General features: G+C 73.8%; 22 protein-coding genes. 5 read left to right on the forward strand and 17 right to left on the reverse strand.

What is annotated here, in order from left to right:
• Nucleotides 1–21 precede the first annotated feature (21 nt).
• The 7 genes from PT931_RS19020 to PT931_RS19050 form a co-directional block, all read right to left on the reverse strand.
• Entirely contained in the window at nt 22–1,194 is a 1,173-nt protein-coding gene (locus tag PT931_RS19020; protein ID WP_456247070.1) for a cation:proton antiporter, read from the reverse strand.
• A 27-nt stretch (nt 1,195–1,221) separates the two neighbouring features.
• Nucleotides 1,222–1,704 (reverse strand): cation:proton antiporter regulatory subunit, encoded by a 483-nt coding sequence (locus PT931_RS19025; RefSeq protein WP_363722890.1) that lies wholly within the window; start codon nt 1,702–1,704, stop codon nt 1,222–1,224.
• 242 nt (nt 1,705–1,946) lie between these two features.
• Entirely contained in the window at nt 1,947–3,299 is a 1,353-nt protein-coding gene (locus PT931_RS19030; RefSeq protein WP_456247071.1) for an alpha-lytic protease prodomain-containing protein, read from the reverse strand.
• A gap of 206 nt (nt 3,300–3,505) precedes the next feature.
• Nucleotides 3,506–4,504: a sulfite exporter TauE/SafE family protein gene (locus tag PT931_RS19035; protein WP_456247072.1), complete on the reverse strand. Its 999-nt coding sequence runs from the start codon at nt 4,502–4,504 to the stop codon at nt 3,506–3,508.
• Between the two features lie 186 nt (nt 4,505–4,690).
• Nucleotides 4,691–6,556, reverse strand: coding sequence for an FtsX-like permease family protein (locus tag PT931_RS19040; protein ID WP_456247073.1), 1,866 nt, complete (start codon nt 6,554–6,556; stop codon nt 4,691–4,693).
• Complete coding sequence (locus PT931_RS19045) at nt 6,556–7,281, reverse strand: ABC transporter ATP-binding protein (protein ID WP_363722899.1); 726 nt, start codon at nt 7,279–7,281, stop codon at nt 6,556–6,558. Before PT931_RS19045 ends, PT931_RS19040 begins: the two co-directional genes overlap by 1 nt.
• 83 nt (nt 7,282–7,364) lie before the next feature.
• On the reverse strand, nt 7,365–8,252 hold the full coding sequence (locus tag PT931_RS19050) for a LysR substrate-binding domain-containing protein (RefSeq protein WP_456247074.1): 888 nt from the start codon (nt 8,250–8,252) through the stop codon (nt 7,365–7,367).
• 117 nt (nt 8,253–8,369) lie between these two features.
• Between PT931_RS19050 and PT931_RS19055 the strand changes: the two genes are divergently transcribed.
• Both PT931_RS19055 and PT931_RS19060 read left to right on the forward strand, forming a co-directional pair.
• Entirely contained in the window at nt 8,370–8,786 is a 417-nt protein-coding gene (locus tag PT931_RS19055; RefSeq protein WP_456247075.1) for a VOC family protein, read from the forward strand.
• A gap of 78 nt (nt 8,787–8,864) precedes the next feature.
• A complete protein-coding gene (locus tag PT931_RS19060; RefSeq protein ID WP_456247076.1) occupies nt 8,865–9,920 on the forward strand; it encodes a serine/threonine protein phosphatase in 1,056 nt (351 codons plus the stop codon).
• A gap of 70 nt (nt 9,921–9,990) precedes the next feature.
• Here the strand turns inward: PT931_RS19060 and PT931_RS19065 are convergent, their stop codons facing one another.
• On the reverse strand, nt 9,991–10,323 hold the full coding sequence (locus tag PT931_RS19065) for a YkvA family protein (protein WP_456247077.1): 333 nt from the start codon (nt 10,321–10,323) through the stop codon (nt 9,991–9,993).
• 221 nt (nt 10,324–10,544) lie between these two features.
• On the opposite strand from PT931_RS19065, the gene PT931_RS19070 reads away from it, so the two are divergent.
• Together PT931_RS19070 and PT931_RS19075 are read left to right on the forward strand one after the other, a co-directional pair.
• Nucleotides 10,545–11,189, forward strand: coding sequence for a GmrSD restriction endonuclease domain-containing protein (locus PT931_RS19070; protein WP_456247078.1), 645 nt, complete (start codon nt 10,545–10,547; stop codon nt 11,187–11,189).
• Nucleotides 11,190–11,340: 151 nt separating this feature from the next.
• Entirely contained in the window at nt 11,341–11,982 is a 642-nt protein-coding gene (locus PT931_RS19075; protein ID WP_456247079.1) for a tetratricopeptide repeat protein, read from the forward strand.
• A gap of 112 nt (nt 11,983–12,094) precedes the next feature.
• Here the strand turns inward: PT931_RS19075 and PT931_RS19080 are convergent, their stop codons facing one another.
• Nucleotides 12,095–12,991 (reverse strand): arginase family protein, encoded by an 897-nt coding sequence (locus PT931_RS19080; protein WP_456247080.1) that lies wholly within the window; start codon nt 12,989–12,991, stop codon nt 12,095–12,097.
• Between the two features lie 100 nt (nt 12,992–13,091).
• On the opposite strand from PT931_RS19080, the gene PT931_RS19085 reads away from it, so the two are divergent.
• Nucleotides 13,092–13,634, forward strand: coding sequence for a CGNR zinc finger domain-containing protein (locus PT931_RS19085; protein WP_456247081.1), 543 nt, complete (start codon nt 13,092–13,094; stop codon nt 13,632–13,634).
• A 33-nt stretch (nt 13,635–13,667) separates the two neighbouring features.
• Here the strand turns inward: PT931_RS19085 and PT931_RS19090 are convergent, their stop codons facing one another.
• The 8 genes from PT931_RS19090 to PT931_RS19125 form a co-directional block, all read right to left on the reverse strand.
• A complete protein-coding gene (locus PT931_RS19090; protein ID WP_456247082.1) occupies nt 13,668–14,558 on the reverse strand; it encodes a siderophore-interacting protein in 891 nt (296 codons plus the stop codon).
• Entirely contained in the window at nt 14,558–16,615 is a 2,058-nt protein-coding gene (locus PT931_RS19095) for an iron ABC transporter permease (protein ID WP_456247083.1), read from the reverse strand. Before PT931_RS19095 ends, PT931_RS19090 begins: the two co-directional genes overlap by 1 nt.
• Nucleotides 16,612–17,583, reverse strand: a complete 972-nt coding sequence (locus tag PT931_RS19100) for an ABC transporter substrate-binding protein (RefSeq protein ID WP_456247084.1) — start codon at nt 17,581–17,583, stop codon at nt 16,612–16,614. The genes PT931_RS19095 and PT931_RS19100 overlap by 4 nt, the downstream gene beginning before the upstream one ends.
• Complete coding sequence (locus PT931_RS19105) at nt 17,580–18,431, reverse strand: ABC transporter ATP-binding protein (protein ID WP_456247085.1); 852 nt, start codon at nt 18,429–18,431, stop codon at nt 17,580–17,582. Before PT931_RS19105 ends, PT931_RS19100 begins: the two co-directional genes overlap by 4 nt.
• A gap of 153 nt (nt 18,432–18,584) precedes the next feature.
• Nucleotides 18,585–20,099: a diguanylate cyclase domain-containing protein gene (locus PT931_RS19110; RefSeq protein ID WP_456247086.1), complete on the reverse strand. Its 1,515-nt coding sequence runs from the start codon at nt 20,097–20,099 to the stop codon at nt 18,585–18,587.
• Nucleotides 20,100–20,382: 283 nt separating this feature from the next.
• A complete protein-coding gene (locus PT931_RS19115; protein ID WP_456247087.1) occupies nt 20,383–21,117 on the reverse strand; it encodes a Clp protease N-terminal domain-containing protein in 735 nt (244 codons plus the stop codon).
• 56 nt (nt 21,118–21,173) lie between these two features.
• The gene (locus tag PT931_RS19120) at nt 21,174–21,587 is read right to left on the reverse strand and encodes a VOC family protein (protein WP_456247088.1); all 414 of its coding nucleotides are present in this window, start codon (nt 21,585–21,587) and stop codon (nt 21,174–21,176) included.
• Nucleotides 21,588–21,782: 195 nt separating this feature from the next.
• Nucleotides 21,783–22,541, reverse strand: a complete 759-nt coding sequence (locus tag PT931_RS19125) for a bestrophin-like domain (protein ID WP_456247089.1) — start codon at nt 22,539–22,541, stop codon at nt 21,783–21,785.
• Nucleotides 22,542–22,756: the final 215 nt, after the last annotated feature.

The following is a 22,756-nucleotide window of genomic DNA, read 5'->3' on the forward strand; positions in this document are numbered from 1 at the left end:
GCGGTCACCCGGCACCGGCGCTCAGACGGCCGGGCTGCCGCGCCTGCGCCGCACGTACCGGGCGAGCGGTTCGATCCCCCGCGCGAGCAGCGGCCCGCAGACCGCGAGGATCAGCACGTACGCGGCGGCCAGCGGCCCCAGTCGGGGGTTCACCCCGGCGGCCACGGCCAACCCGGCGATGACGATGTTGAACTCGCCGCGGGGCACCAGCGCCGCCCCGGCCCGTAGCCGACCGGTGGACGCGATCCCGGCCCGCCGGCCGGCGATCCAGCCGGTGAGCATCTTCGTCCCGACCCCCGCCAGCGCCAGCGCGGCGGCGATCCCGGCGACCGGTGGCAGGTCCGCGGGGTCGGTCTGGAGTCCGAAGAAGACGAAGAACACGGCGGCGAACAGGTCCCGCAGCGGGGTGAGGATCTGCCGGGCGGTGTGCGCGAGCGGACCGGACAGCGCGATGCCGACCAGGAACGCGCCCACGGCGGCGGACACCTGCAGGTGCTGGGCGATCCCGGCGACCAGCAGGACCAGGCCGAGGACCTTCAGGAGCAGCACCTCGTCGCTGGGCGAGGCGACCAGGCGTTCGACGTGCCGGCCGTAGCGCAGCGCGATGATGAGGATGACCGTGATGGTCACGGCCGCGATGCCCAGGGTGGCCGCGCCGCCGAGCAGGCCGACGCCCGCGAGCAGGGCGGTGAGGATCGGCAGGTACAGGGCCATGGCCAGGTCCTCGAACACCAGCAGGGACAGCACGACCGGCGTCTCCCGGTTGCCGAGCCAGCCCAGGTCGCCCATCACCTTCGCGGCGATCCCGGAGGAGGTGACGTACGTGACGCCGCCCATCGCCACGGCCCCGACCAGCCCCCAGTCGAGGATGAGGGCGACCGCGACGCCCGGGGCCGCGTTGAGCACCAGGTCGATCAGGCCGGACGGGGCCGAACTGCGCAGCGAGCCGACGAGCTCGCTCGCCGTGTACTCCAGCCCGAGGGTGAACAGCAGCAGGATGACACCGATCTCGGCCCCGGCCGAGATGAACACCTTGCTCGTGGCCAGCGGCAGCACCCCGCCCTGGCCGAACGCGAGGCCCGCGAGCAGGTAGAGGGGGATCGGGGAGATGGAGAAGCGCACCGACAGGGCGCCGAGGAGTCCCAGGCCGAGGATGACGGCGCCGAGTTCGACCAGCAAGATGCTTCCGTGCACGCGAGGGGTCCCTTCGCTCGGGGGTGACTAGCCGCTGGTGAGGATCTCGGCCACGCTCGTGGTGCCCTCCTCGGTGCCGACCACGACCACGATGTCGTCGTCGGCGAAGACGAAGTCCGGGGTGGGGCTGGCGATCACCTGGTGACCGCGCACGACGGCCACGACGGAGGCGCCCGTCCTGCTGCGCGCCCGGGTGTCGCCCAGGGTCCGCCCCTCGTACGGCGAGCCGGGCGTGATCGCCAACTGGGCCGTGACCAGGCCGTCGACCTGCCGGCGGAGTTCCGCGAGCCGCTCGGTGACCCGGGTGGTGCCCAGCAGTTCGGCGAGCCCGTTGGCCTCGTCGGTGGTCAGCTCCACGCTGACGAGCGCGCTGTCGGGGTCCTCCTTGTCGTACACGATCAGGTCCCGCCGTCCGCTGCGGTGCGAGATCACCCCGATCCGCCGGTGCCGCGTGGTGGTGAACTCGTGGCGAAACCCGATGCCGGGCAGCGCGGTGCGTTCGGTGTCCATCTCCCTGCTCCTCGCTCCAAGAGATCCGTGGGTCCCCTATCCAACCATCCGGCCCACGGACGGACGGCTGACGCCCGACGTCGGATCCGACGTCGGGCGCCCCAGAACAGACACCGCCCCCGCCCAGCGAACTGGACGGGGGCGGTTCCTCACCTGTCGGGGCGGCCGTTTCCTAGGCCGGCCGCCCCGGCTCCGCGCGCGGGCCTGTCACGCCCTCACCCGGCACGGAGCGTTCACGGCCCCTAGCCGACCCGCCACAGTGCGGGGACGTTCGGGGGCTCCCAACCGGTCATCGACGTGTGGCCCTGGAGGCAGGTGTAGCGGCTGCCGCCGTAGGTCACGGTCGCGCCGGCCGCGTAGGCCTTGCCGGGCGCCCAGGTGCCGCCGCCCGGCGGGTTGGTCGGTCCGGTGGTCGGCGGGACGGTCGGCGGGACGCCGCCACCCGTGAGCAGGGTCAGGCCGTACGCGGACAGGATCGGGTTGACCGGCTGGAAGTACATGGTGCCGCCGGAGGAGCAGTTGCCCGAACCGCCCGAGGTGACGCCCTGGGCCTGGTCGTTGGCGAGCCACGAGCCGCCGGAGTCGCCGGGCTCGGCGCACGCGTTGGTCCGGGTCACGCCGCTGACCGTGCCCTGCGGGTACGTCACGGACGTGTTCTTCTGCTGGATCGTGCCGCAGTGCCAGCCCGTGGTGGAACCGGACCGGCAGACGGACGCGCCGACGGCCGCCTCGGTGGAGCCGTTGACCGTGACCGTGCCCGGGTACCGGTTGACCTGCGCGCGCGGCGTGTTGCCGGCCGCGACCTGCACCCACGCGTAGTCGCGACCGGGGAACGTGGAGCCCCGGAAGGTGCCGCTGGGCTGGGTGGTCGACGCGCCGGTCGTGCCGCAGTGGCCGGCCGTGACGAAGCCGCCGGTGACGGAGAAGCCGACGGAACACCGCGAACCGGAGCCGATGTAGTACGCGTTGCCGCCGATCACGTCGATCAGGGGCCGCGGTTCCTCGGTGGAGTTCTCGATCCGGACGGACTTGACGTCCACCCCGGCGGCGGTCACGAACGCGCGGGCGGCGTCGGCCGCGCCGGCCTTCGTGGACACGACGACGGAGTTGGTCGCGATGTCGACGTACCAGCCGGGCACCGTCTTCGGCGCCTTGGCCGATGCCGCGTCGAGCCGGGCCTGGACCGCGTTGAGCTGCGCCTCGGTGCGCGCCACGGTCTTCGGGGTGGCGCCGGCGGCCCGCACCAGGGTGGCCTGGCGGGCGTCGGTGACGCCGACGGTGAGGGTGGTGGCGTCGCCGTTGAGCCACGCACCCCCGAACGCGTCGCCGAACGTGGCCCGCATCGCGGACTCCGCCTTGGCGGCGGTGTGCTCGCGGGCGAGCCGCTGGCGGGCCTGGTCGGGGCTGATCCGCAGGTCGCGGGCCAGCGCGCTGAGCATGTCGGGCGCCACGTTGTCGGCGGCGGAGACCTGGGCGCCGTCGAGGACGTTGCCCTTCGAGGTCTGGGCCGTGGCGGGTGTTATGGACAGTGCGGCGATGACGGTCGTGGTCAACATGACCGACGCCGCCGCGAAGAGGGCAGGTTTCCGTGCCATCCGTTGCCTCCTGGGCTGCTGAGGGGATGAGGTGTCGGGTGGTTGACGGGGACGCTAGCCAGCTCCGGCCGCAAAAGGGAGATCTCATCTGGGTCATACCAACCGCGCACGATCCGCCCGGCGGAGCACGCCGACCACGAAAAACGGAAACCGCCGACCATCGGGGTACCCGAGGATCGGCGGTTTCCGGTAGTACTGCCCGTGGGCTACTCGACGGGCACGGCGTCCCGCCCGCGCGCGGCACCCGCGGGCACGGCGACCGGCCCGGGCGCTCCACCCGACGGCACGGCGACCGGCCCGGGCGCTCCGCCCGACGGCACGGCGACCGGCCCGGCCCCGTCGACCGGGGCCGCCACCGGGGGCACCCGCCGCCGGCGCTGGTGCAGGTAGCCCGCGCCGATGGCCAGGGCGGTGCCGGCCACGGCGGCGACGACCACCTCGTTGGGTACCGACAGCATCTTGAGGCCGCTGGCCAGCAGGATGACGGCGAGGAGCGCCCGGATCGTCCCGCCCTTGGCGCGGGAGGAGTACCGCGCGCCCACCCAGACGCCGGGGATCGAGCCGACGAGCAGGGACAGGGTCAACTCGAGGTGGAAGTCGCCGAACAGCAGGTGCCCGCCGGCCGCCGCGGCCACCATGGGCACCGCCTGGACCAGGTCGGTGCCGACGAGCCGGTTGGCGGCCAGCGCCGGGTACACGACCAGCAGCGCGACGACGACCAGCGAACCGGAGCCGACCGAGGTCATACCCACGACCAGGCCGCCGACGACGCCGATCAGCACGGTCCGCACCGGCCGGACGACGATCTCGCCGCCCACCGGGCCGCGCCGGCGGGCCAGCCACTGCTTCACGCCGATCAGGGTGGCGGCGAGCACCAGGGTGACGCCGAGCGCGGTCTTGACCAGGGTCTGCAGGTCGCCGCCGACCGCCCGGGTGAGGAGCACGCCCGCGAAGGCGGCCGGCACGCTGCCGACGCACAGCCAGCCGACGAGCGGCCAGTTCACGGTCCGCCGCCGGATGTGCACCCAGCCGCCGACGGGCTTCATCAGCGCGCTGACCACGAGGTCGTTGGAGACGGCCGTGAGCGGGGGCACGCCGAAGAACAGCACGAGGATGGGGGTCATCAGGGCCCCGCCGCCCATGCCGGTCAGGCCGACGATCAGCCCGACCACCAGGCCGGCCGCCGCCACGGTCCAGTCGATCATCGAGTGATTGTCTACCAAACCAGTAGGCGAACTCAAGAGGCCACTCCAGTGAGTTCCACCTGGCCGAACGGGTGTGCCGGGGCCGGCGCTCCCCCGCCGCGCGCCGCGAGCCGGCAGGTCCCCGCACGGCCGGTGGGCCGCCCCGGCGAACGGGACGGCCCACCATGAACGACGCGGAGGTCGGCGCTACTCGCGGGACCCGGCCAGGCGGACCGCCGGGATCCGGGTCGCCGCCAGGGTCGAGGCCACGCTGGCCGTGGTGACGAGTACCACAGCGACCAGGGTCAGCCAGCCCGCCAGTTCCCACGGCACCTCGGCCTCGGCGTACCCGGAGAGGCCCGCCAGGGAATGGGTCACCCCGTACAGGGTGCCGCCGGCCGCCATTCCGCCGAGCAGCAGCCCGATCCCGACCACCGCCAGGCTCTCCACCAGCGCGGTCCGCACCACCTGCGGCCGGGTCAGCCCGGTCAGGCGCGCGGCGGCGAACTCGGCCCGCCGGTCGGCCGCCCCGATCACCACGGCGTTGACGGCGGCGATGGCCGCGTACAGGGCCCCGGCGCCGAGGAGGGCCAGGAGGACGGCCTGGTTGTTGCGGCGCTGCTCGGCGGCGAACGCGTCGAGCCAGTCCGCGCGGGTGCTCACCTCGCCGAGTCCGGCGGCCCGGATCGCGGCGGCGACCTCGGCGGGCCGGTCGGCGCGCAGCCAGAACCCGGTGCCCGGGCCGGGGGTGCCGGGGGCGGCGGGCACGAGCAGGCCGGGGCCGCTGAGCGCCGGGGGCAGCACGGCCACGACGCGCAGGGTCGTCCCGTTCGGGGTGACGAGGTCCTCGCCGACCCGGAAGGTGTGCCCGGGCAGGGCGTTGGACCGCGCGGCCACGGTCTGCCCGGCCAGCGCGGACAGGTCGCCGGCGAGGGGGACGACCCTGTGGGTGGCCTGCCAGGCGACCGGGTCGACGGCCTGGGCGTCGGGGTAGTCCTCCCCCATGCTCACGAAGCTCTCCGCGGACACGACGGTGACCCCGGGGACGGCGGCCAGCGCCGCGCCCACCGGCTGGTCGGACTCGACCCGGAGGTCGGCGGTGACGGTGTCGGCGGTCTCCCGGACGATCGCGGCGGACATGGTGTCCACGGACCCGGCCAGCCCGCCGACGATGGAGACCAGCACGAGGAGCGGTGCGGCGGTGGAGGCCGTGCGCCGGACGCCGGCCCGCAGGTTGGCCACCGCCAGCTCGCCGAGCGGCCCCCGGACGACGAGACCGAGCAACCGGCCGACGAGGGGTACGACGAGCGGCGCGAACGCGTTCAGGGAGATCGCGAGGGTCATGCACAGCATCAGGTACAGGCCGAGGGCGTCCTCCGCGGCCATGTCCGGGCCGGCCGCCACGATCAGGACCGTGAACCCGAGGAACAGGGTGCCCAGGATCCAGCGCGAGGCGGTCATGACCCGGCCGGCCGCGCCGGTCTCGCGCAGCGCCTCCAGGGGCCGGACCCTGGCCGCCCGCTGGGCCGCGCCGAACACCCCGCACAGGCCGACGCCGACGCCGACCCCGACGGACACCCACACGACCCAGCCCCGCCAGGGCGCGTCGAAGTACGCGGGGACGAAGGAGTTGGAGCGCAGGACGGCGAGCTGGGCGCGCATGACGGGGCCGCCGAGCGCGACCCCGGCGGCGGAGCCGAGCAGGCCGAGGATCAGGGCCTCGCCGAGCAGCAGGCGGCGCAACTGCCAGCGGCTGCCGCCGTTGAGCCGCAGGGTGGCCAGTTCGGCGCGGCGCTGGGCGACCGTGAACGCGAACGTCGAGCCGACCACGAACACGGCGAGGAAGCCTGCGATGAACAGCACCATGCCGAGCAGGGAGCTGGCGGCCTCGTACCCGTCGCGGAGGTTGTCGCTCTGGGCCTGGGACAGGCCGGCGGGGAGCACCGGGTCGACCGAGGCCACGAGGAGCAGCAGCGAGGACTGCACGAGCGCGACCCCGAGGGCCACCGCGACGAACGCGCCCGCGAACAGCTGCCACCGGTCGCGGAACGTCTGCCAGGACATCCGCAGCATCAGGCCACCTCGAGTCCGGCGAGCCGGTCGGCGACCTGGTGGACGGTGGGCGCGACGACACTGTCGACGATCCGGCCGTCGGACAGGAACACGACCTGGTCGGCGCGGGCGGCGGCCGAGGGGTCGTGGGTGACCATGACGATGCTCTGCCCCTGGTCGACCAGCTCGCGGAGCAGGTCGAGCACGACGCGGGCGGACTTCGTGTCCAGCGCGCCGGTCGGCTCGTCGGCGAACAGCACCGCCGGCCGGGTCACCATGGCGCGGGCCAGGGCCACCCGCTGCTGCTGCCCGCCGGACAGCTCGCGGGGCCGGTGCCCGAGCCGGTCGCCGAGGCCGACCCGGCCCAGGATCTCCCGGACCTCCGCGCGCTTGGGCCGCGCGCCGGCCATCCGCAGCGGCAGGGCCACGTTCTGCTCGGCGGTCAGGGCGCCCATCAGGTTGAAACTCTGGAAGACGAAACCTATCCGGGTACGGCGCAGTCGGGTGAGGTCGGCGTCCGACGCCTTCGTGATGTCCTGTCCGGCGACGGTGACGGTGCCGGAGGTGACCCGTTCGAGCCCGGCCGCGCAGTGCAGCAGGGTCGACTTGCCGGAACCGGACGGGCCCATCACGGCGGTCCACGAGCCGGAGGGGAAGGCCAGGTCCACGCCGTCCAGGGCGCGGACGGTGGTGTCCCCGCGTCCGTACACCCGGTGCACGGCGCGGAGTTCGACTGCGTGTGTCATGGCGCCAGCCTGCCAGCGGCGTCAGCTGAGGTGGATCAGTGATCGCCCTGAGTCCGCCCCTGAGAGTTCCACCCCGGGGAGCCTCAGGGGCGCGGGTGCGCGTCGGCCGCCGCCTGGACGAACGCCCGCACCCGGGCCGTCGTGTTCGTCTCCCGCCACACCGGACCGCACTCGATCGGGGGCGCGTCCCGGATCGGCACGTACACGATGTCGGGGCGCGGGTAGTAGGTCCGGGTGTGCTCGCCCACGATGTACACGCCCCGGCGCATCGCCACATGGTTCAGGATCTCGGTGAACGTCGCGCCGACCGGCCCGCGCGGCACGGGCCGGCCCGACGGCGTGCGGTCCGGCGTCCGGTCCCGCTTGAACGCGTCCGACGTGACCGCAGGGAGCTGGACCACCGGGTGGTCGGCGAGGACCTCCAACGACACCGACCGCGCCCGCGCGAGGGGATGGTCGGCGGCCACGGCCAACGTCCGGGCCTCCGACGTCAGGGCGGGCCCGCTGGCCATGCCGTCGAACGGGTACGAGGCGAACAGCACGTCGAGGCGGCCGTCGTCCAGGCTCGCCCGGGTGTCGAGCAGCTGGGCCTCGTGGACGTGCACCTCGCAGTCGGGGTACCGCGACGAGAACAGCGCGACGGACCGCAGCGCCAGCTGCCCGGTGCCGGCGCCGAGGAAGCCGACCCGCAGGGTGCCGGTGACGCCCCGGCCGGCGTCGACCGCGCGCCGGACCGCGTCGTCGATGCCGGCCACGAGCGGGCCCAGGTCGGCGGCGAGCTGCCGGCCGATCGGCGTCAGGGCGACCTTCCGGCTGGTCCGGTCGAACAGGGGCGCGCCGATCTGGCGTTCGAGCCGCTTGACGGTCTGGCTGACCCGGCCGGTGGTGATCCGCAGCCGGGCGGCGGCGCGGCCGAAGTGCAGTTCGTCGGCGACGGCCAGGAAGGCCTCGATCTCGTGCCGTTCGAGCATGTCACCCCCGTTCGTTGAGTCTGGCTAAACGACCGTAGCGCAGCCGTTGCTTGATCAACATGCCCGGCGGGGCGGATCGTGGAGGACACGACACCGGCACCACCGAAAGGTCCCACCATGATCCAGATCGAGGCCCTCGACCACGTCGTCCTGCGCGTGATCGACGCCGGAACGATGGAACGCTTCTACCGCGAGGTGCTCGGCTGCACCGTGGACCACCGCCGCGACGATCTCGGCATGGTCCAGCTGCGCGCCGGCTCCTCCCTCATCGACCTCGTCCAGGTCGACGGCAAGTTGGGCCGGCAGGGCGGGGCGGCACCCGGCGCGGAGGGGCACAACATGGACCACCTGTGCCTGCGGGTGGCCGGCTACGACGAGGCCGCGATCCTCGCCCACCTGCGCGCGCACGGCGTGCCGATCGGGCAGGTGGGCGACCGGCGGGGCGCGCTGGGCGGCGGGCCCTCCGTGTATCTCACCGACCCGCAGGGCAACACGGTCGAACTGAAGGGGCCGCCGACGCCGTCGGACCGGTGACCGGGTGCCGGCGCCCCCACGGAGATCCCCGGCCCGGATAGGGTTCGCGGACGACCGCGACCACGGGGGTACGAGACCATGCAGGACCGGATCCTCCGGTACGCCGACGCGTCCGCCGCCCTGGCCCTGCTCGGCGACCACCAGCTCGCCCGGCTCGTCGACGGCGCCACCCCGCTGGGCACCGGGATCGGCGGCAGCACGGCGCTGCTGGACGTCGGGGGCGTCCCGGTGTTCGTGAAGCGGGCCCCGCTCACCGACCGGGAACTGCGCCCGGAGAACCTCCGGTCCACGGCGAACATGTTCGACCTCCCGCCCCGCTGCCAGTACGGGGTCGGCGGCCCCGGCTTCGGCGCGTGGCGCGAACTCGCCGCGAACACCCTGACCACGAGCCAGGTGCTCACCGGCCGGGCCGGCTCCTACCCGCTGCTGTACCACTGGCGGGTGCTGCCCGGGGCCGCCCCGGTCGCCGAGGAGCACGCCGACCCCGAGGCCGCGGTCGCCTACTGGGGCGGCTCGGCGGCGGTCCGCGACCGGCTCGACGCCCTCGCCCGCGCGTCGCACAGCCTGGTGCTGTTCCTGGAGTACGTGCCGTGGAACCTGAGCGAGTGGCTGCGCGCCCAGCTCGACGCCGGCGGGGACGCGGTCACCGCGGCGTGCGCCCTCCTCGAACGCGACCTGCTCCCCGGCACCGCCGCCATGGGCGCGCACGGCGTGGCGCACTTCGACGCCCACTTCCGCAACGTGCTCACCGACGGCCACCGGCTGTACTTCGCCGACCTGGGCCTGGCCACCTCGCCGCGGTTCGACCTGTCGCCGGCCGAGCGGGAGTTCGTGGCGCACAACGCGACCCACGACGACGGGTACGCGCGGATGCTGCTCGTGAACTGGCTGGTCACCCACGTGTGCGGGCTGACCCTCGCCGACACGGCCGACCGCAACGCGCACATCCGGCGGTACGCCGAGGGGGTGGCGCCGGCCGGTGCGCCGGCCGGCGTCGCGGCGACCGTCGTGCGGTACGCGCCCGCCGCTGCCGCCATGAACGCCTTCTACTGGGACCTGTTCGGCACCAGCCGGGCCACCCCGTACCCGGCGGCGGAGGTCGGGCGAGCCCTCGCCCGCGAACAGGCGAGCTGACCCGGCGGGGTCGGCCGTCCCGGACGCACCCGGGGCGTCGTCCGTCCGGGCGCGCCGCCGGCGGGGTGGCTCAGGGCGCGTCGATGATCTGACGGCGCTCGGCGTCCGGCTTCGTACCCGGGAGGATGTTGTGTTTTCTCGCCAGGTGGCCGAGGTAGCCGATCGTGCCCAGGAGCACGCCGATGTCGTCGAGGTAGATCGGGTCGGGCAGCAGGTCCACGGGGAAGATCGTGTAGGCCAGCGCCCCCCAGAAGGCCACCTTGCCGCTCACCGGCATCGCCGAGCTCTTCAGGAGCTTCGCCATCCGGACGAGCTTCACCCCGAGCACGACGGTGACCACGAGCAGGGCGATGACCAGCAGCGCTGCGAACACCAGCAGGACGACCTTGAGGGTCGGGTCCATGGAACCTCCTTCGGGCGACACGTGTCGGACAGGTGGTACCCAGAATCTCCGGTGCCACCACCGTAGCGGGTTTCCTGGCACACGGCCCGCTCCGCGCATCCGGACCGCCGCCGGCCCCGGGCAGACCGGCCGGCCGCCGGTGTCGCGTGTCGATCCGCCACATTCGACGGCCCTCCAAATAGCATCTGCCCCAATTGTTCCTTTCGACGGGGGAGTTGCCGGTGACGGTTCTGACACGAGGTCTCCTGGCGGCGCTGGCCGCCGCGACGGTGCTGCTGTCCGGCGGCGCGCCCGCGCACGCCGGCACCGAGGCGATGCCCGAGCCGCCGAGCGCGGAGAAGGTCCGCGCCCAGCTGGAGACGCTGCGGGTGGAGGCGCCGCACTCCATGGCCGGGTACTCCCGGGAGAAGTTCCCGCACTGGGTCCGCCAGCACGGCACGTGTGACACCCGGGAGGTCGTGCTCGCCCGCGACGGCGAGGGCGTCGAGCAGGACGACGCGTGCCGGGCGGTGGCCGGCAGCTGGTACAGCGCGTACGACGGGAGGACGTTCGCGTCCGCCGGGCAGATCGACATCGACCACATGGTGCCGCTGGCCAACGCCTGGCGCTCCGGGGCCGACACCTGGGACACGCCGCTGCGCAGGGCGTTCGCCAACGACCTCACCCACTCGCAGCTGATCGGGGTGTCCGCCAGCTCCAACCGGGCCAAGGGCGACCAGTCCCCCGACCTGTGGAAGCCCCCGCTGCGCTCCTACTGGTGCACGTACGCCCGCGCGTGGGGCCACGTCAAGTACACGTACGACCTGAACGTCACCGCACCCGAGAAGGCGACCCTGTCCGAGATGCTCGACACCTGCGACGAGTAGCTCCCCACCTGCGGAGATCCCCGTCGCCCCGGCGCGGTGGGGATCGACCCGCCTCCCCACCGCCCGCCGGCCCGGTCCGGTAGACTCAGCTCTCCAAAATGGATCATGGAGCTGGCGGGCACCCCGTCGGACACGACACGCGGGGGCGACGATGGGCTCGGAAGACCGGATCGACCGGGCCGGCCGGCTGTACGACCGGGCCGTCTTCGGCGGCGACCCCAGCGGCCTGGGCGCCGCCGAGCAGGGCCTGGACACGGTCGAGGCCGACCTGTCGCTCGCCCGGGGCCGGATCTTGCACGCGCGCTTCCTGCACGACGGCACCCGCGACCCCCGCGAACTGCCGCTGTTCGAACACGCCGCCGGGCTGTACCGGCAGCTCGGCGACACCCGGGGCGAGGCCTGGGCGCTGTTCTGGATCGGCTGCTACCACCAGCTGCTCGGCGACGACGACGCCCTCGCGGTCCCCGCCCTCGAACGTTCGCACGCGCTCGCCGAACGGGCCGGCGACCCGCTGACCACGTCGTACGCCCTGCGGCACCTCGGCTACGCGGAGCACCGCGCCGGCCGGTTCGACACCGCCCGCGCCCACCTGGAGGAGTCGACCCGGTTGCGCCGCGCGCTCGGGTTCACGCCCGGGGTCGCCGCGAACCTGGTCGGCCTGGCGTACCTCGCCGCCGCGCAGGACCGCACCGACGACGCGCGGGCGCTGCTCGCGGAGGCGGGCACGCTGGCCGACGCCGCCGACGCGCAGGGCGTCCTCCGCCAGGTGGACGAGGCCCGCGCGCACCTCTGAGCCGACCGCCGACCGGGAGCCCCCGCGTCGCGGTCGCCGGTCGGGCGGCGCGAAGTCCCGGCGCGGGAGCCCGGCCCCGGCTGGACGTCGTGCCCCGACACGCCCCTGCCCGTCAGCGCGCGAACGCCTCCACCAGCGCGTCCGTCAGCTCCGCCGCCAGCCGCCCGTCGGGGTCGAGGTCCGGGTCGAACACCGTGACCTGGGCGCCCACGCAGGCCGGCGACGTCACGAGCGCCTCCAGCACGCCCACCAGTTCGGCGTAGTCGAGGCCGCCGGGGTCGGGGCTGTCCACGGCCGGCATCAGCTCCGGGTTGAGGATGTCGACGTCGAGGTGCACCCAGAACCCGTCCAGATCGGGGCCCTCCAACCGGTCGAGCGCCGCCCGGGCCGCCGCCCCGGGGCCGTCCGCGCGGAGCCGGGCGACGTCCCACACCGGGATGCCCAGGGCGGTGAGTTCGCCGGTCAGGTCGTCGTCGGAGCGGATGCCGAGCACGGCAACGTCGGTGTCCCGCACGTACGGGCCGAGGCCGTCGAGGTCCGCGAGGTCCGGCTGGCCGCGCCCGGTGACCAGGGCCAGGTCCTCCCCCGCCGCCGCGCCCACGTACGGGGCGTTGCCGACGTGCCGGAAGTCGCTGTGCCCGTCGAGGAACGCCAGCCCGTACCGGCCGCGCCGGCGGAGCGCGAGGGTCGAGCCGAGCAGGATGGAGCAGTCGCCGCCGAGCAGGACGGGGAAGCCGTCGGCGTCGAGGATCTCGGAGACCCGGCCGGCGAGGCGGCGGGTGTAGCCGGCCATCGCGGGGGCGTTGAACACCCCGTCGTGCGGTTTCCAGCCGGTGATGTCGTAGCGGGGCGGGGTCACGCAGCCGGCGTCGGCGGCCCCGATCCGGGACACGAACCCGTGGTCGCGGAGCGCGCCGGCGAGTTTGTGGCAGCCGGGGACCGTGCCCGGGGCGGGCGGGCGGAGGCCGAGGTTCGACGGGGCGTCCAGGACGAGGGTCCGACGGGGCATGGCAGCACCTCTTAACCATTCAATGCAAGTTTACTGGTTAGACGCTGGCATGGTTCGATGTCACCTGTCAAGTACCCGTGAATGGTGAGATAGTGTGGGGGTGGAACTTGTCGGCAACGCCCTGTGCCTGGACCTCGCGAACACGGTCAACGAGCGGCCCGTCCCCGAGCGGGACTGGATCGACACCCCCGACGGCCTCGCGGCGTGGGCCGGGCTCGTCGGCCGCGCGCCCGGCGGCACCGTGGAGCAGGCCCGTGACCTGCGCGAATCCATCTACCGGGTCTTCTCCGCGCTCACCCGCGACGCCGAACCCCCACAGCCGGACCTGAAAGCCCTTTTCGAGGTGTACGCGGCCGCGCTGCCCGCCGCCACCTTCGACCGCGACGGCGCGCACGGGAACCTGCGCTGGCCGGCCGGGCACCTCCTGGGCGAGGCCGCGGCGTCGGCGGTCGACCTGCTGACGCACGGACCGCTCGACCGGCTCGGCGAGTGCCCGTCGTGCGGCTGGCTGTTCGTGGACACCAGCCGCAACGGGCAGCGCCGGTGGTGCAGCATGGCGATGTGCGGGGGCCGGGTGAAGGCCCGCCGCCACCATGCCCGCAGCCGGGACGGGGCCCGGGAGGCACCCGACCGGTCGGGGTGAGCACGACCCGGCCGGGCGCGACGGGGAACCGGGTCAGTCGGTCTCCGAGCGGCCCAGCCGCCAGTAGCCCATGAACGCGACCGACCGCCGGTCGAGTCCCCGGTCGGTGACCAGGTGCCGGCGCAGGGCGCGGACCACGGCCGCCTCCCCCGCGATCCACGCGTAGACCCCGCCGGCCGGGGCGGGCTCCTCCGGTACCTCCCAGAGGATCTCGCTGTCCACGTCGATGTCGGCGACCGCCGCGCCGGGCCGGGCGTCGACGAGCCGGCCGGCCGCCGCCTCGACCGCCGCCCGCAGCGCCTCGCCGTGCGCGGCGTCCTCCCTGGCCAGCCACGTGACCGTCACGCCGGGCGGGCCGGCCAGGTCGAGGACGTCGCCGTGGTGCGGGACCTCCAGGACCACCTCGCCGGTCAGGTGCGCGGGCATCCGCTCCAGGATCCCGGCGATGGCCGGCACCGCCGTCTCGTCGCCGGCCAGCAGGACCGTGGTCGCGTCGGCCGGCGGGTGGAACTCCAGGCCGCCGTGCGGGCCGTCGTGCCGGGCGTCCGGGCCGAGCAGCAGGAGTTCGTCGCCGACGGCCGCCGCGAGGGCCCACCGGCCGGCCGGTCCCGCGCCGTCCCCGTGCAGCACGAGGTCCACGTCCACCTCCGCCGACGCGGGGCGCACGGCCCGGACGGTGTAGGTGCGCACCGGGTTGCGGGCCGCCTCCGGCAGCGCGCGCCACCCGGTGAACCAGTCCGCGCCGGTGGGCATCGTGGACACCCCCGTGCCGGGCAGCGGCACGATCAGCTTGATCCGCTGGTCGTACCCGTTGTCGGCGAAGTGCCCCAGGTCGTCACCCGTGAACGTCACCCGGGTGAACGAGGGACTGAGCCGGGTGACCGTGCGGACGCGGACCGGGAAGAACTTCCAGGCTGCGGTCATCACTTTCCTCCGAGGGTCCGGGCCCGCCACAGGAGCCAGATGAAGTACGGGGTGCCGATCATCGCGGTGACCAGCCCGGCCGGGATCTGCGCCGGGGCGATCACGGTCCGGCCGAGCGTGTCGGCGAAGCTGACCAGGATCGCGCCGAGCAGCGCGGCCACCGGCAGCATCCGGGCGTGCCGGGAACCGACGAGCGCCCGGGCCGCGTGCGGGGCCACCAGTCCGACGAACCCGATCACGCCGACGGCGGACACGGCCGTGGAGGTGAGCAGCGCGGCCCCGACCAGGCTGAGCATCCGGGCGCGTTCGAGCGGGACGCCGAGCACCCGGGGGGTGTCGTCGTCGAGGGCGAGCAGGTCCAGTTCCCGGCGGGCGAGCGCGACCAGCGGGAGGGCCACCAGCAGCGCCACGGCCACGGGGAGCACCTGCGCCGGCTGCCGGCCGTACGTCGACCCGGACAGCCAGGTCAACGCCTTGCCGGTGTTGTACGGGTCGGTGGCCACGATGACGAACGTGATGATCGCGCCGCACCCGGCGGACACGCCCACCCCGATCAGCACCAGCCGGTCGGAGCTGAGCCCGCCCCGCCACGCCAGGCCGTACACGAGCGCGAAGGCGAGCAGGGCGCCCACCCCGGCGGCGGCGGACAGCAGCCCGATGCCGGCCAGGGGCACCAGGGTCAGGATGGACACCGCGCCCACCCCGGCCCCGGAGGTGATGCCGAGGATGCCCGGTTCGGCGAGCGGGTTGCGGCACACGGCCTGCACGACGGCCCCAGCGAGGGCCAGCGCGGCCCCGGCGAGCAGGGCAGCGAACACCCGCGGGTACCGCTGGTCCAGCACGTACGTGATCGCCCGGCCGGAGCGGCCGGCGAGCCAGTTGGCCACGTCGCCGGTGAGCAGCCAGGTGTCCCCGACGAGCATGCCGGCGACCAGCGCCGCGACCAGCAGGACCGCGCAGACCCCGATCACGCCGAGGAAGAACCGCCGGCTGCGAACGGCCGCGAAGTGTCCGGCGGGGGCGCTGCGGGTCGGCCCGGAGTCGCGGTGCCTGCGGGCGAGCCAGACCAGCAGGGTCGCGCCGACCAGGGTGGTGACCACGCCGGTCGGGATGTCCACGCCGCCCTGGCCGCCGAGGACGGCGCGCAGCAGGATGTCGGCGCCGATCACGATGCCGACCCCCGCCAGCCCGGACAGGGGCAGCAGGACCCGGTGCCGGTGCACGTCGGGCAGCCAGCGGCCCGCGAGCCGGACGATGACCGGCGCGCAGAGCCCGACGAACCCGACCGGGCCGACGAGGGTGACGGCGGCGGCGGACAGCAGGACGGCCAGGCCGGTCACGAGGATCCGGGTCCGGGGCACGTCCACGCCGAGGGTCGAGGCCGTGTCGTCGCCGAGCGCGAGGATGTCGAGCCGGCGGGCGATCCACAGCAGCCCGACGGCGGCCACTGCGATGACCGGGGCCATCTGGGTGACGGCCTCCAGGTCGGTCTGCACCAGCGAACCGTTGCCCCAGGCGAACAGCCCCGTCGTCTGCTGCTCGAACAGGAGCATCAGCAGGGTGGTCCCGGCGCTCAGGGCCAGGGCCGTGGCCGAGCCGGCGAGGATCAGCCGGGTCGGACCGGCGCGGCCGCCCGCCGACAGTGCCGAGACCAGGCCGGCGGCGGCCAGGCCACCGACGAAGGCGAGACCGCCGGCGGGCAGGACCGGCAGGGACACGCCGAAGGCCGCCGCCGCGACGATCGCGAGGTGCGCGCCCGCGTTGACCGCCAGGGTGTCCGGCGAGGCGAGCGGGTTGCGGGCGATGGACTGGAAGGCCGCGCCCGCCACCCCGAGGGCGAGCCCGACCGCGAGCCCGGCCAGCAGGCGCGGCAGCCGGGACGCGGTCAGGACGTCGAGGGTGTCCTGGTGCCCGTTGCCGGTGACCAGCGCGAACAGGTCACCGGCGTCCACCGTGGACGTCCCCTGGGTCAGGTGCACCCCGGCCAGGAGGACGACCAGGCAGCCCGCGACGAGGAAGGCGCCCCCGACGCGGGCCGGCGCGGTGGTCGAACTCAACCCGCGTACACCTTCACGAGCTGGTCGATGAACTGCCGGCTCGACGCCGGGCCGCCGAACGTCCAGATGCCGTTGGGGAGCTTGTGCACCTGCTTGGTCTTGACGTACGTCATCGAGTCCCAGATGGCGTTGCCGGCCAGGCCGTCGGCGAACACGTCGTCCTCGGGCGCGCTGTAGAGGAACCGCACGTCCTGGTCCTTCAGCGGGCTGAGGCCCTCGACGTCGGTGTTGCCCAGGCCCCAGGCCTCGTCGACCTTGCCGGTCCACGCGTTCTTCAGGCCGGCCTGGATCGCCAGCTGGGAGACGTAGGAGCCCTGCCCGAACATCCGGATCGAGATCGTGCTGCCCTCCTTCCACCCGTCGGCCATCACGAACGGCTTGTTGGCGCCGCCGGCCGCCGCGATCTTCGTCTTCGCGGCCGCGAGCGCCCCGTCGAGCTCGGTCAGGGTCTTCTTCGCCTCGGTGGACTTGCCGACCGCGGTGGCGATCATCGTGAAGTCCTCGCGCATCCGCTCCAGGTTGCGGGTCGCGTCGCTGCCCTTGGCGACGAGCACCGGGACGAACTTCTCCAGCTGCTCGACGAGCGCGAAGTCCTTCTCGACCTCCATCACGATCAGGTCGGGCTTGAGCGCGACGATCGCGTCGATGCTCGGCTCGCTGCGGGTGCCGACGTCCTTGACCCCCGCGTCGATCTTCACGGCGGTGTCCCAGATCGCGAAGTTCTTGATGTCGGCGACGCCGACCGGCATCACGCCGAGCGTGACGAGCATCTCGGCCTCGCCCCACTCCAGCGCGACGACCCTGCGGGCGGGCTCCTTGAGGTCGATCTTCTTGCCCCGGCTGTCGGTGACGCTGACCGGGCCGCCCGACGTGGCGGCCTTGTCCTCGGCCTTCTCGGAGGTGCCGCACCCGGTGGCGATCGCCCCGAGGGCGACGAGGGAGGTGACGGCGCACAACAATCGCTTCATCTGGCCTGTCCGTTCTTCATCTGGGAATTCAGGGGTCGGGAATGCCGCCCGACGGGGTACGTGGTGAGCCGGCCCGTACCGGGGTCCAGGTCCACGTCGACCCGGATGCCGTACGTCTCGGTGAGGTGCGTCCCGGTGAGCACCTCGGCCGGGGTGCCGGTGGCCCGGACCGATCCGCCGTGCAGCAGCACCAGCCGGTCGGCCACGGCGGCGGCCTGGTTGAGGTCGTGCAGCACGACGCCCACGGCCACCCCGTGGTCGTCGGCGAGGTCGCGCACCAGGTCGAGGATCTCCACCTGGTAGCGCAGGTCCAGGTAGGTCGTGGGCTCGTCGAGCAGCAGGACCCCGGTGTCCTGGGCCAGGCAGGTGGCCAGCCACACGCGTTGCAGTTCGCCGCCGGACAGCTCGTCCACCGGGCGGCCGGCCATCGCCTCGACGCCGGTGACCCGCATGGCCCACTCGACGGCGCGGGCGCCGTCCGGGTCCTCGGACCGCCACCGGCCCCGATAGGGGTGCCTGCCGTAGCCGACCACGTCGGACACCGTCACGCCCACGGGTACCGGGCGGCTCTGGGCCAGGAGGGTGACCTGCCGGGCGAAGTCGCGGGCCGAGAGGTCCAGTGCCGACGAGCCGTCGTCGAGCAGCACCCGGCCGGCGTCGGGGCGGTGCAGCCGGGCCAGGGCGCGCAGCAGGGTCGACTTGCCGCTGCCGTTCGGACCGACCAGCGCGGTGACCTCGCCGCGGCGCAGGGTGAGGGTGCCGTCGCGGACCACGGGTTTGCCGTGGTAGCTCAGGCCGAGGCCGACGCCGCTCAGGCACACGGCGGCGCCGAGTGGATCTTCAGACATGCGCGTTAGGCTAGCCTAAGCTTAGCGGTAAAGCACGTCGGGCGTTTGCCCTGGTCGGGCAGGGGCTGGACAAGGCGGGCACTTCGGGTTCCCGGTCACCGCCGGGGGACCCGTCGCCGAGGCGGTGCCGGGAAGCACCCGCCCGCGGCCGGCTCACCCGTGGTGCAGGCTCTTCATCGCGTACATCGCCTCGTCCGCCGCCCGGATCCCCTTGGACGGATCGCGCGGGTCCAGAGGGGACCATCCGATGCTCGCCGTCAGCCGGGTACCCGGCACCAGCGTCGCCCAGTCCTCCGCCTCGATCGTCGCCAGCAGCCGCTCCCCGATCAGCCCGGCCTGCTCGGGGCTGGCCGCCGGCAGGATCAGCACGAACTCGTCGCCCCCGTACCGGGCCACCAGGTCGTGCCGGCGGACGATCCGGGCCATGATGGCCGCGATCCGCTCGAGGACCAGGTCGCCGACCGCGTGGCCGTGGATGTCGTTGACCTCCTTGAACCCGTCCAGGTCGCACAGCCCCAGCATCGCCGGCGTGCCGTGCAGGGCGAGGTCCTCGACGTAGTGGTGCAGGTACCGGCGGTTCGGCAGGCCGGTCAGCGGGTCGGTGCGGGCGTCCCCGGCGTACCGGACCGCCTTGTGCCGCAGGTGCTCGTGGTCGATCCGGGCCGCCACCCCGTCGACGAACAGGTCGCTGTAGCGCTCCAGCCGGTCGCACACCAGCCGCAGCATCGCGTTCTGCGCGTCCAGCGCCGCCGCCACGTCGCCCCGCAGGGTGTGCGCGAGAACCCGCAGCCGGTGCGGTTCGGCGGCCCCGAACGTCTGCTCCGACAGCCGCAGCCCGGCCAGCAGCTCCAACGCGCCGTCCCCGTCGCCGGCCGCCAGCGCCCCGCAGATCGCGATCATCGCCCGGAGTTCCTGCTCCTCGGGGCCGGTGCCGAGGTCGTCGGCGTAGTCGGACACGTCGACCGTGCTCGTCTCGCCCATGGCCGCCCGGCGCGCGACCGCGTAGGCGACGTAGCCCCAGTCGGTCGGCGGGAACGGGTGCGTGCCCCGGGCCCGGCGGGCGCCCGCGTCGGCCACCAGTTCGGCGAGGACCCGCAGGCAGCCGGCCGGGTCGCCCCGGTGGTCGCGGGCCAGCGCGTACCGCAACGGCACCTCGGGGCTGATGGAGTCGTACCGGTTGCCCGCGCGCAGCTCCGCCCGGCGGACCTGTTCGATGGCGGCGAGCGCGTGCTCGTGCAGGCCCAGGTACGAGAACGTCAACGCCACGTCGTGCCACCCGTCGAGCACACCGAGGCCGGCCGGGTCGGCGCGCTCGAAGATCCGCCGGGCGAGGATCACGTGCCGGACGCTCAGGTCCACGGCCCCGCGCTGGAACGCCAGCCAGCCCGCGAGGACGTGCAGCTCCCCCGCGATGGCGGCGTCCCAGTGCGCGTCCACCGCCGCGAACGCCCTGCTCAGCAGCCGCACGCAGTCGGACGTGCGGCGCAGGTTGACGGCGGCGATCACCTGGTACGTCAGCGCCTGCAACGCCGCCATCGGGTCGGCCGCGGTGTCGGCGATCCGGGCGGCGTCCTCCAGGGCGACGATGTGGTTGCCGCGGGCGATGAGGGCCTGCAGGTGCGCGTACACCTCGGCGCGGGTTCTCAGGTCTGTCTTCTCTGCGTTCATGATGTGGGGGATCATATTTCGCCACGAACGCTGACACACCGCATTCGCCGAGGTCAGCCCCCGGCGTGCCGCCCCGGATCCCCCGCCAGCCGGGCGGCGGACCCGCCCCGCCGGCGCGCCGCGCAACGATCCGGGCCGCCGCCGCGATGGAGACCCGTGCGGTCACGCTCGGCCGCGCCGCGCGACGAGGACCGCGTTCCCGCCGACCGGCGTGCGCCGCCGTCAGGCCCGGCCGCGCTGCGCGACGGGGACCGTGGCCGCCCGCACCGCGCGTGCGCCGCCGTCAGGCCTGGGTGCGCTGCGCGACGATGGCCGCCACGATCGCCGTGACCTGCTCCTCGGCGGCGGCCTTCGTGACACCGAGGTCGGTGAGCGGTCCGGCGCCGTCCTCGACCTCCAGGAGGGCGAGCAGGATGTGCTCGGTGCCGACGTAGTTGTGCCCCAGCCGCAGGGCCTCGCGGAACGTCAGCTCCAGTGCCTTGCGGGCGTGCGCGTCGAACGGCACCAGCTCGCCCACGCCCTCGACGGCCGGCGGGAGGGTCGCGGTCACCGACCGGCGGGCGGCCTCCACCGGCACGCCCAGGGCCACGACCGCCTTCGAGGCCACGCAGTCGGCGTCCGCGAGGAAGCCGAGCACCAGGTGGGCGGGGCCGATCTCGGGGTTGCCGGCGGACCGGGCCGCCTCCTGCGAGGCCATCACGACCTTGCGGGCCCTCTCGGTGAACCGGCTGAAGCCCTGGTTGGGGTCGAGATCGGACGCCTCACCCTTGGCGACGAAGCGCTTCTGGGCGGCCTGCTTGCTCACGCCCATGCTGCGGCCGATGTCGGTCCAGGACGCGCCGGAGCGCCGGGCCTGGTCGACGAAGTGGCCGATCAGGTGGTCGGCGACGTCCCCGAGGTGGTCGGCGGCGATCACGGCGTCGGAGAGCTGCTCCAGGACGTCGGTGTGGACCTTCTTGATGGCGTCGATGAGGTCGTCGAGTCGGACAGGGCTGGTCGCGCGGGGAGGATTGGTCATGCGTCAACTCTAGGTTGACGGGCGACCAATCGTCAACCCCGGGTTGACGATTGCTGTCAGCTCCGCGGCGCGCCGATGTTGACCATCCAGGTGATGCCGAACTGGTCGGTGCACATGCCGAACTCGTCGCCCCACATCTGCTTCTCCAGCGGGACGGCGACGGTGCCGGCGGCCGCGAGCTTCTCCCAGTAGCCCCGGAGCTGGTCGCCGTCGTCGCCGCTCAGGCTCACCGAGATGTTGTCGCCGGGGTTGTAGGGCATGCCCGGCGGGGTGTCGGCGGCCATCAGCGTGTAGCCGCTGTCGGTCTCCAGCATCGCGTGCATGATCTTGTCGGCCCCCGGCCCCTCGGGCGCGCCGGACTCCCCGAACGTGTTCACCGTGAGGGTGCCGCCGAAGACCGACTTGTAGAACTCCATGGCCTCGCGGGCCTCGCCGTTGAAGCTGATGTAGGGATTGAGTCGGGTGGCCACAGGGGTCCTCCTAGATCGCGGGCGGGACGTCTTCTGCAGGCTAGCGCCGGCCCCCGACATTTTCAGGAGAACCACAGACCAGAACACGTTCCAGACGGGTACGCCACCGGCCGGCCACCGCCGCGACGCGCCACGGACACGGGGCGCGGCCCGGCGGCGGCGCGCACGGTCGGGAGCCGCGCGGCCGGTCCGGCCTCAGATGACGGCGAACCGTTCGAGGGCGTATCTCAGGGAGTCCGGTTCGACCTGGATCCCGCCGCCGAACGGGTGGTTCAGCGCCGACAGCACGGTCAGCACCGACGACAGCAGCAGCGCCAGCAGCCCGATGCCCACCACCCCCGGCGCGGACAGTTTCGGCACCTGGGAGGCCGCCGCGGCGACCACCAGGATCGCGGAGACGATCAGGCCGATCCACAGGTACGACGGGATCTGCTGGGAGATCGACAGTGTCCGGGCCCGGCGGGCGTCCCCCACGGCCCGCAGGGACACCAGCGCGTCGCGGGTGAACTCGTCCTGGCGTCCCGAGCCGCTCTTCTCCGCGTCCTGCAACGCCCGGCGCATCTCGTCGTAGAGCTCCTGGGCCCGGTGACTGGTCCGGCCCTCGGCCATCTCGGGCCACTCCTCGTCGACGACGGCCGCGGTGTACTCCCTGGTCAGGGTGCGCAGCCGCTCGCGGGGTTCGGGGGCCAGCGGGCGGGTCGCCCAGTAGAAGTTGGTCAGACTGGCGGCCTCGTTGTTGACCTGGGTGCCCGCCTGGGCGAGGCTCGCCGACGCCGAGACCAGCGACAGCGCGAGGATGAAGGAGAACAGCGTCTTGTTGACGCCCGCGAACTGGTCGACCGCCGCCAGTCCGCCGTCCCGCCAGCGCTCGGGGAACCACCGCGTCATCGCCGCCAGCATCAGCACCGCCGCGAGGACGGAACCCACGACCACACCCACATCCACCGCGCTCATAAACGGACATATTAGTTGATAACTCCAGGCATCCCGGCGGTACCCGGCCCGGGTCCATATTGGGTTGAGGGTCTTCGCGCGTCCTGGTAGCGTCGCCGTTTCCCCTGGCGGCCGGTCCGGCCGCCCCTCAGGTCCACATTGTGACGTCGGTCGAACCCGGGCGTCGGGCCCCCGCTGGAGCGGCCCGACCGCGTACCGGTGGCGGGAACCGAGGT

The organism is Longispora urticae (genome assembly GCF_053902585.1).

Bases quoted from the DNA above. Each gene is read 5' to 3' on its own strand.
- PT931_RS19100 (WP_456247084.1), bottom strand. From the start codon at position 17,583: ATGAAGCGATTGTTGTGCGCCGTCACCTCCCTCGTCGCCCTCGGGGCG.
- PT931_RS19080 (WP_456247080.1), bottom strand. From the start codon at position 12,991: ATGCCCCGTCGGACCCTCGTCCTGGACGCCCCGTCGAACCTCGGCCTC.
- PT931_RS19035 (WP_456247072.1), bottom strand. From the start codon at position 4,504: ATGATCGACTGGACCGTGGCGGCGGCCGGCCTGGTGGTCGGGCTGATC.
- PT931_RS19075 (WP_456247079.1), top strand. From the start codon at position 11,341: ATGGGCTCGGAAGACCGGATCGACCGGGCCGGCCGGCTGTACGACCGG.
- PT931_RS19050 (WP_456247074.1), bottom strand. From the start codon at position 8,252: ATGCTCGAACGGCACGAGATCGAGGCCTTCCTGGCCGTCGCCGACGAA.
- PT931_RS19125 (WP_456247089.1), bottom strand. From the start codon at position 22,541: ATGAGCGCGGTGGATGTGGGTGTGGTCGTGGGTTCCGTCCTCGCGGCG.
- PT931_RS19065 (WP_456247077.1), bottom strand. From the start codon at position 10,323: ATGGACCCGACCCTCAAGGTCGTCCTGCTGGTGTTCGCAGCGCTGCTG.
- PT931_RS19060 (WP_456247076.1), top strand. From the start codon at position 8,865: ATGCAGGACCGGATCCTCCGGTACGCCGACGCGTCCGCCGCCCTGGCC.
- PT931_RS19105 (WP_456247085.1), bottom strand. From the start codon at position 18,431: ATGTCTGAAGATCCACTCGGCGCCGCCGTGTGCCTGAGCGGCGTCGGC.
- PT931_RS19040 (WP_456247073.1), bottom strand. From the start codon at position 6,556: ATGCTGCGGATGTCCTGGCAGACGTTCCGCGACCGGTGGCAGCTGTTC.
- PT931_RS19110 (WP_456247086.1), bottom strand. From the start codon at position 20,099: ATGAACGCAGAGAAGACAGACCTGAGAACCCGCGCCGAGGTGTACGCG.
- PT931_RS19090 (WP_456247082.1), bottom strand. From the start codon at position 14,558: ATGACCGCAGCCTGGAAGTTCTTCCCGGTCCGCGTCCGCACGGTCACC.
- PT931_RS19115 (WP_456247087.1), bottom strand. From the start codon at position 21,117: ATGACCAATCCTCCCCGCGCGACCAGCCCTGTCCGACTCGACGACCTC.
- PT931_RS19045 (WP_363722899.1), bottom strand. From the start codon at position 7,281: ATGACACACGCAGTCGAACTCCGCGCCGTGCACCGGGTGTACGGACGC.
- PT931_RS19025 (WP_363722890.1), bottom strand. From the start codon at position 1,704: ATGGACACCGAACGCACCGCGCTGCCCGGCATCGGGTTTCGCCACGAG.
- PT931_RS19055 (WP_456247075.1), top strand. From the start codon at position 8,370: ATGATCCAGATCGAGGCCCTCGACCACGTCGTCCTGCGCGTGATCGAC.
- PT931_RS19030 (WP_456247071.1), bottom strand. From the start codon at position 3,299: ATGGCACGGAAACCTGCCCTCTTCGCGGCGGCGTCGGTCATGTTGACC.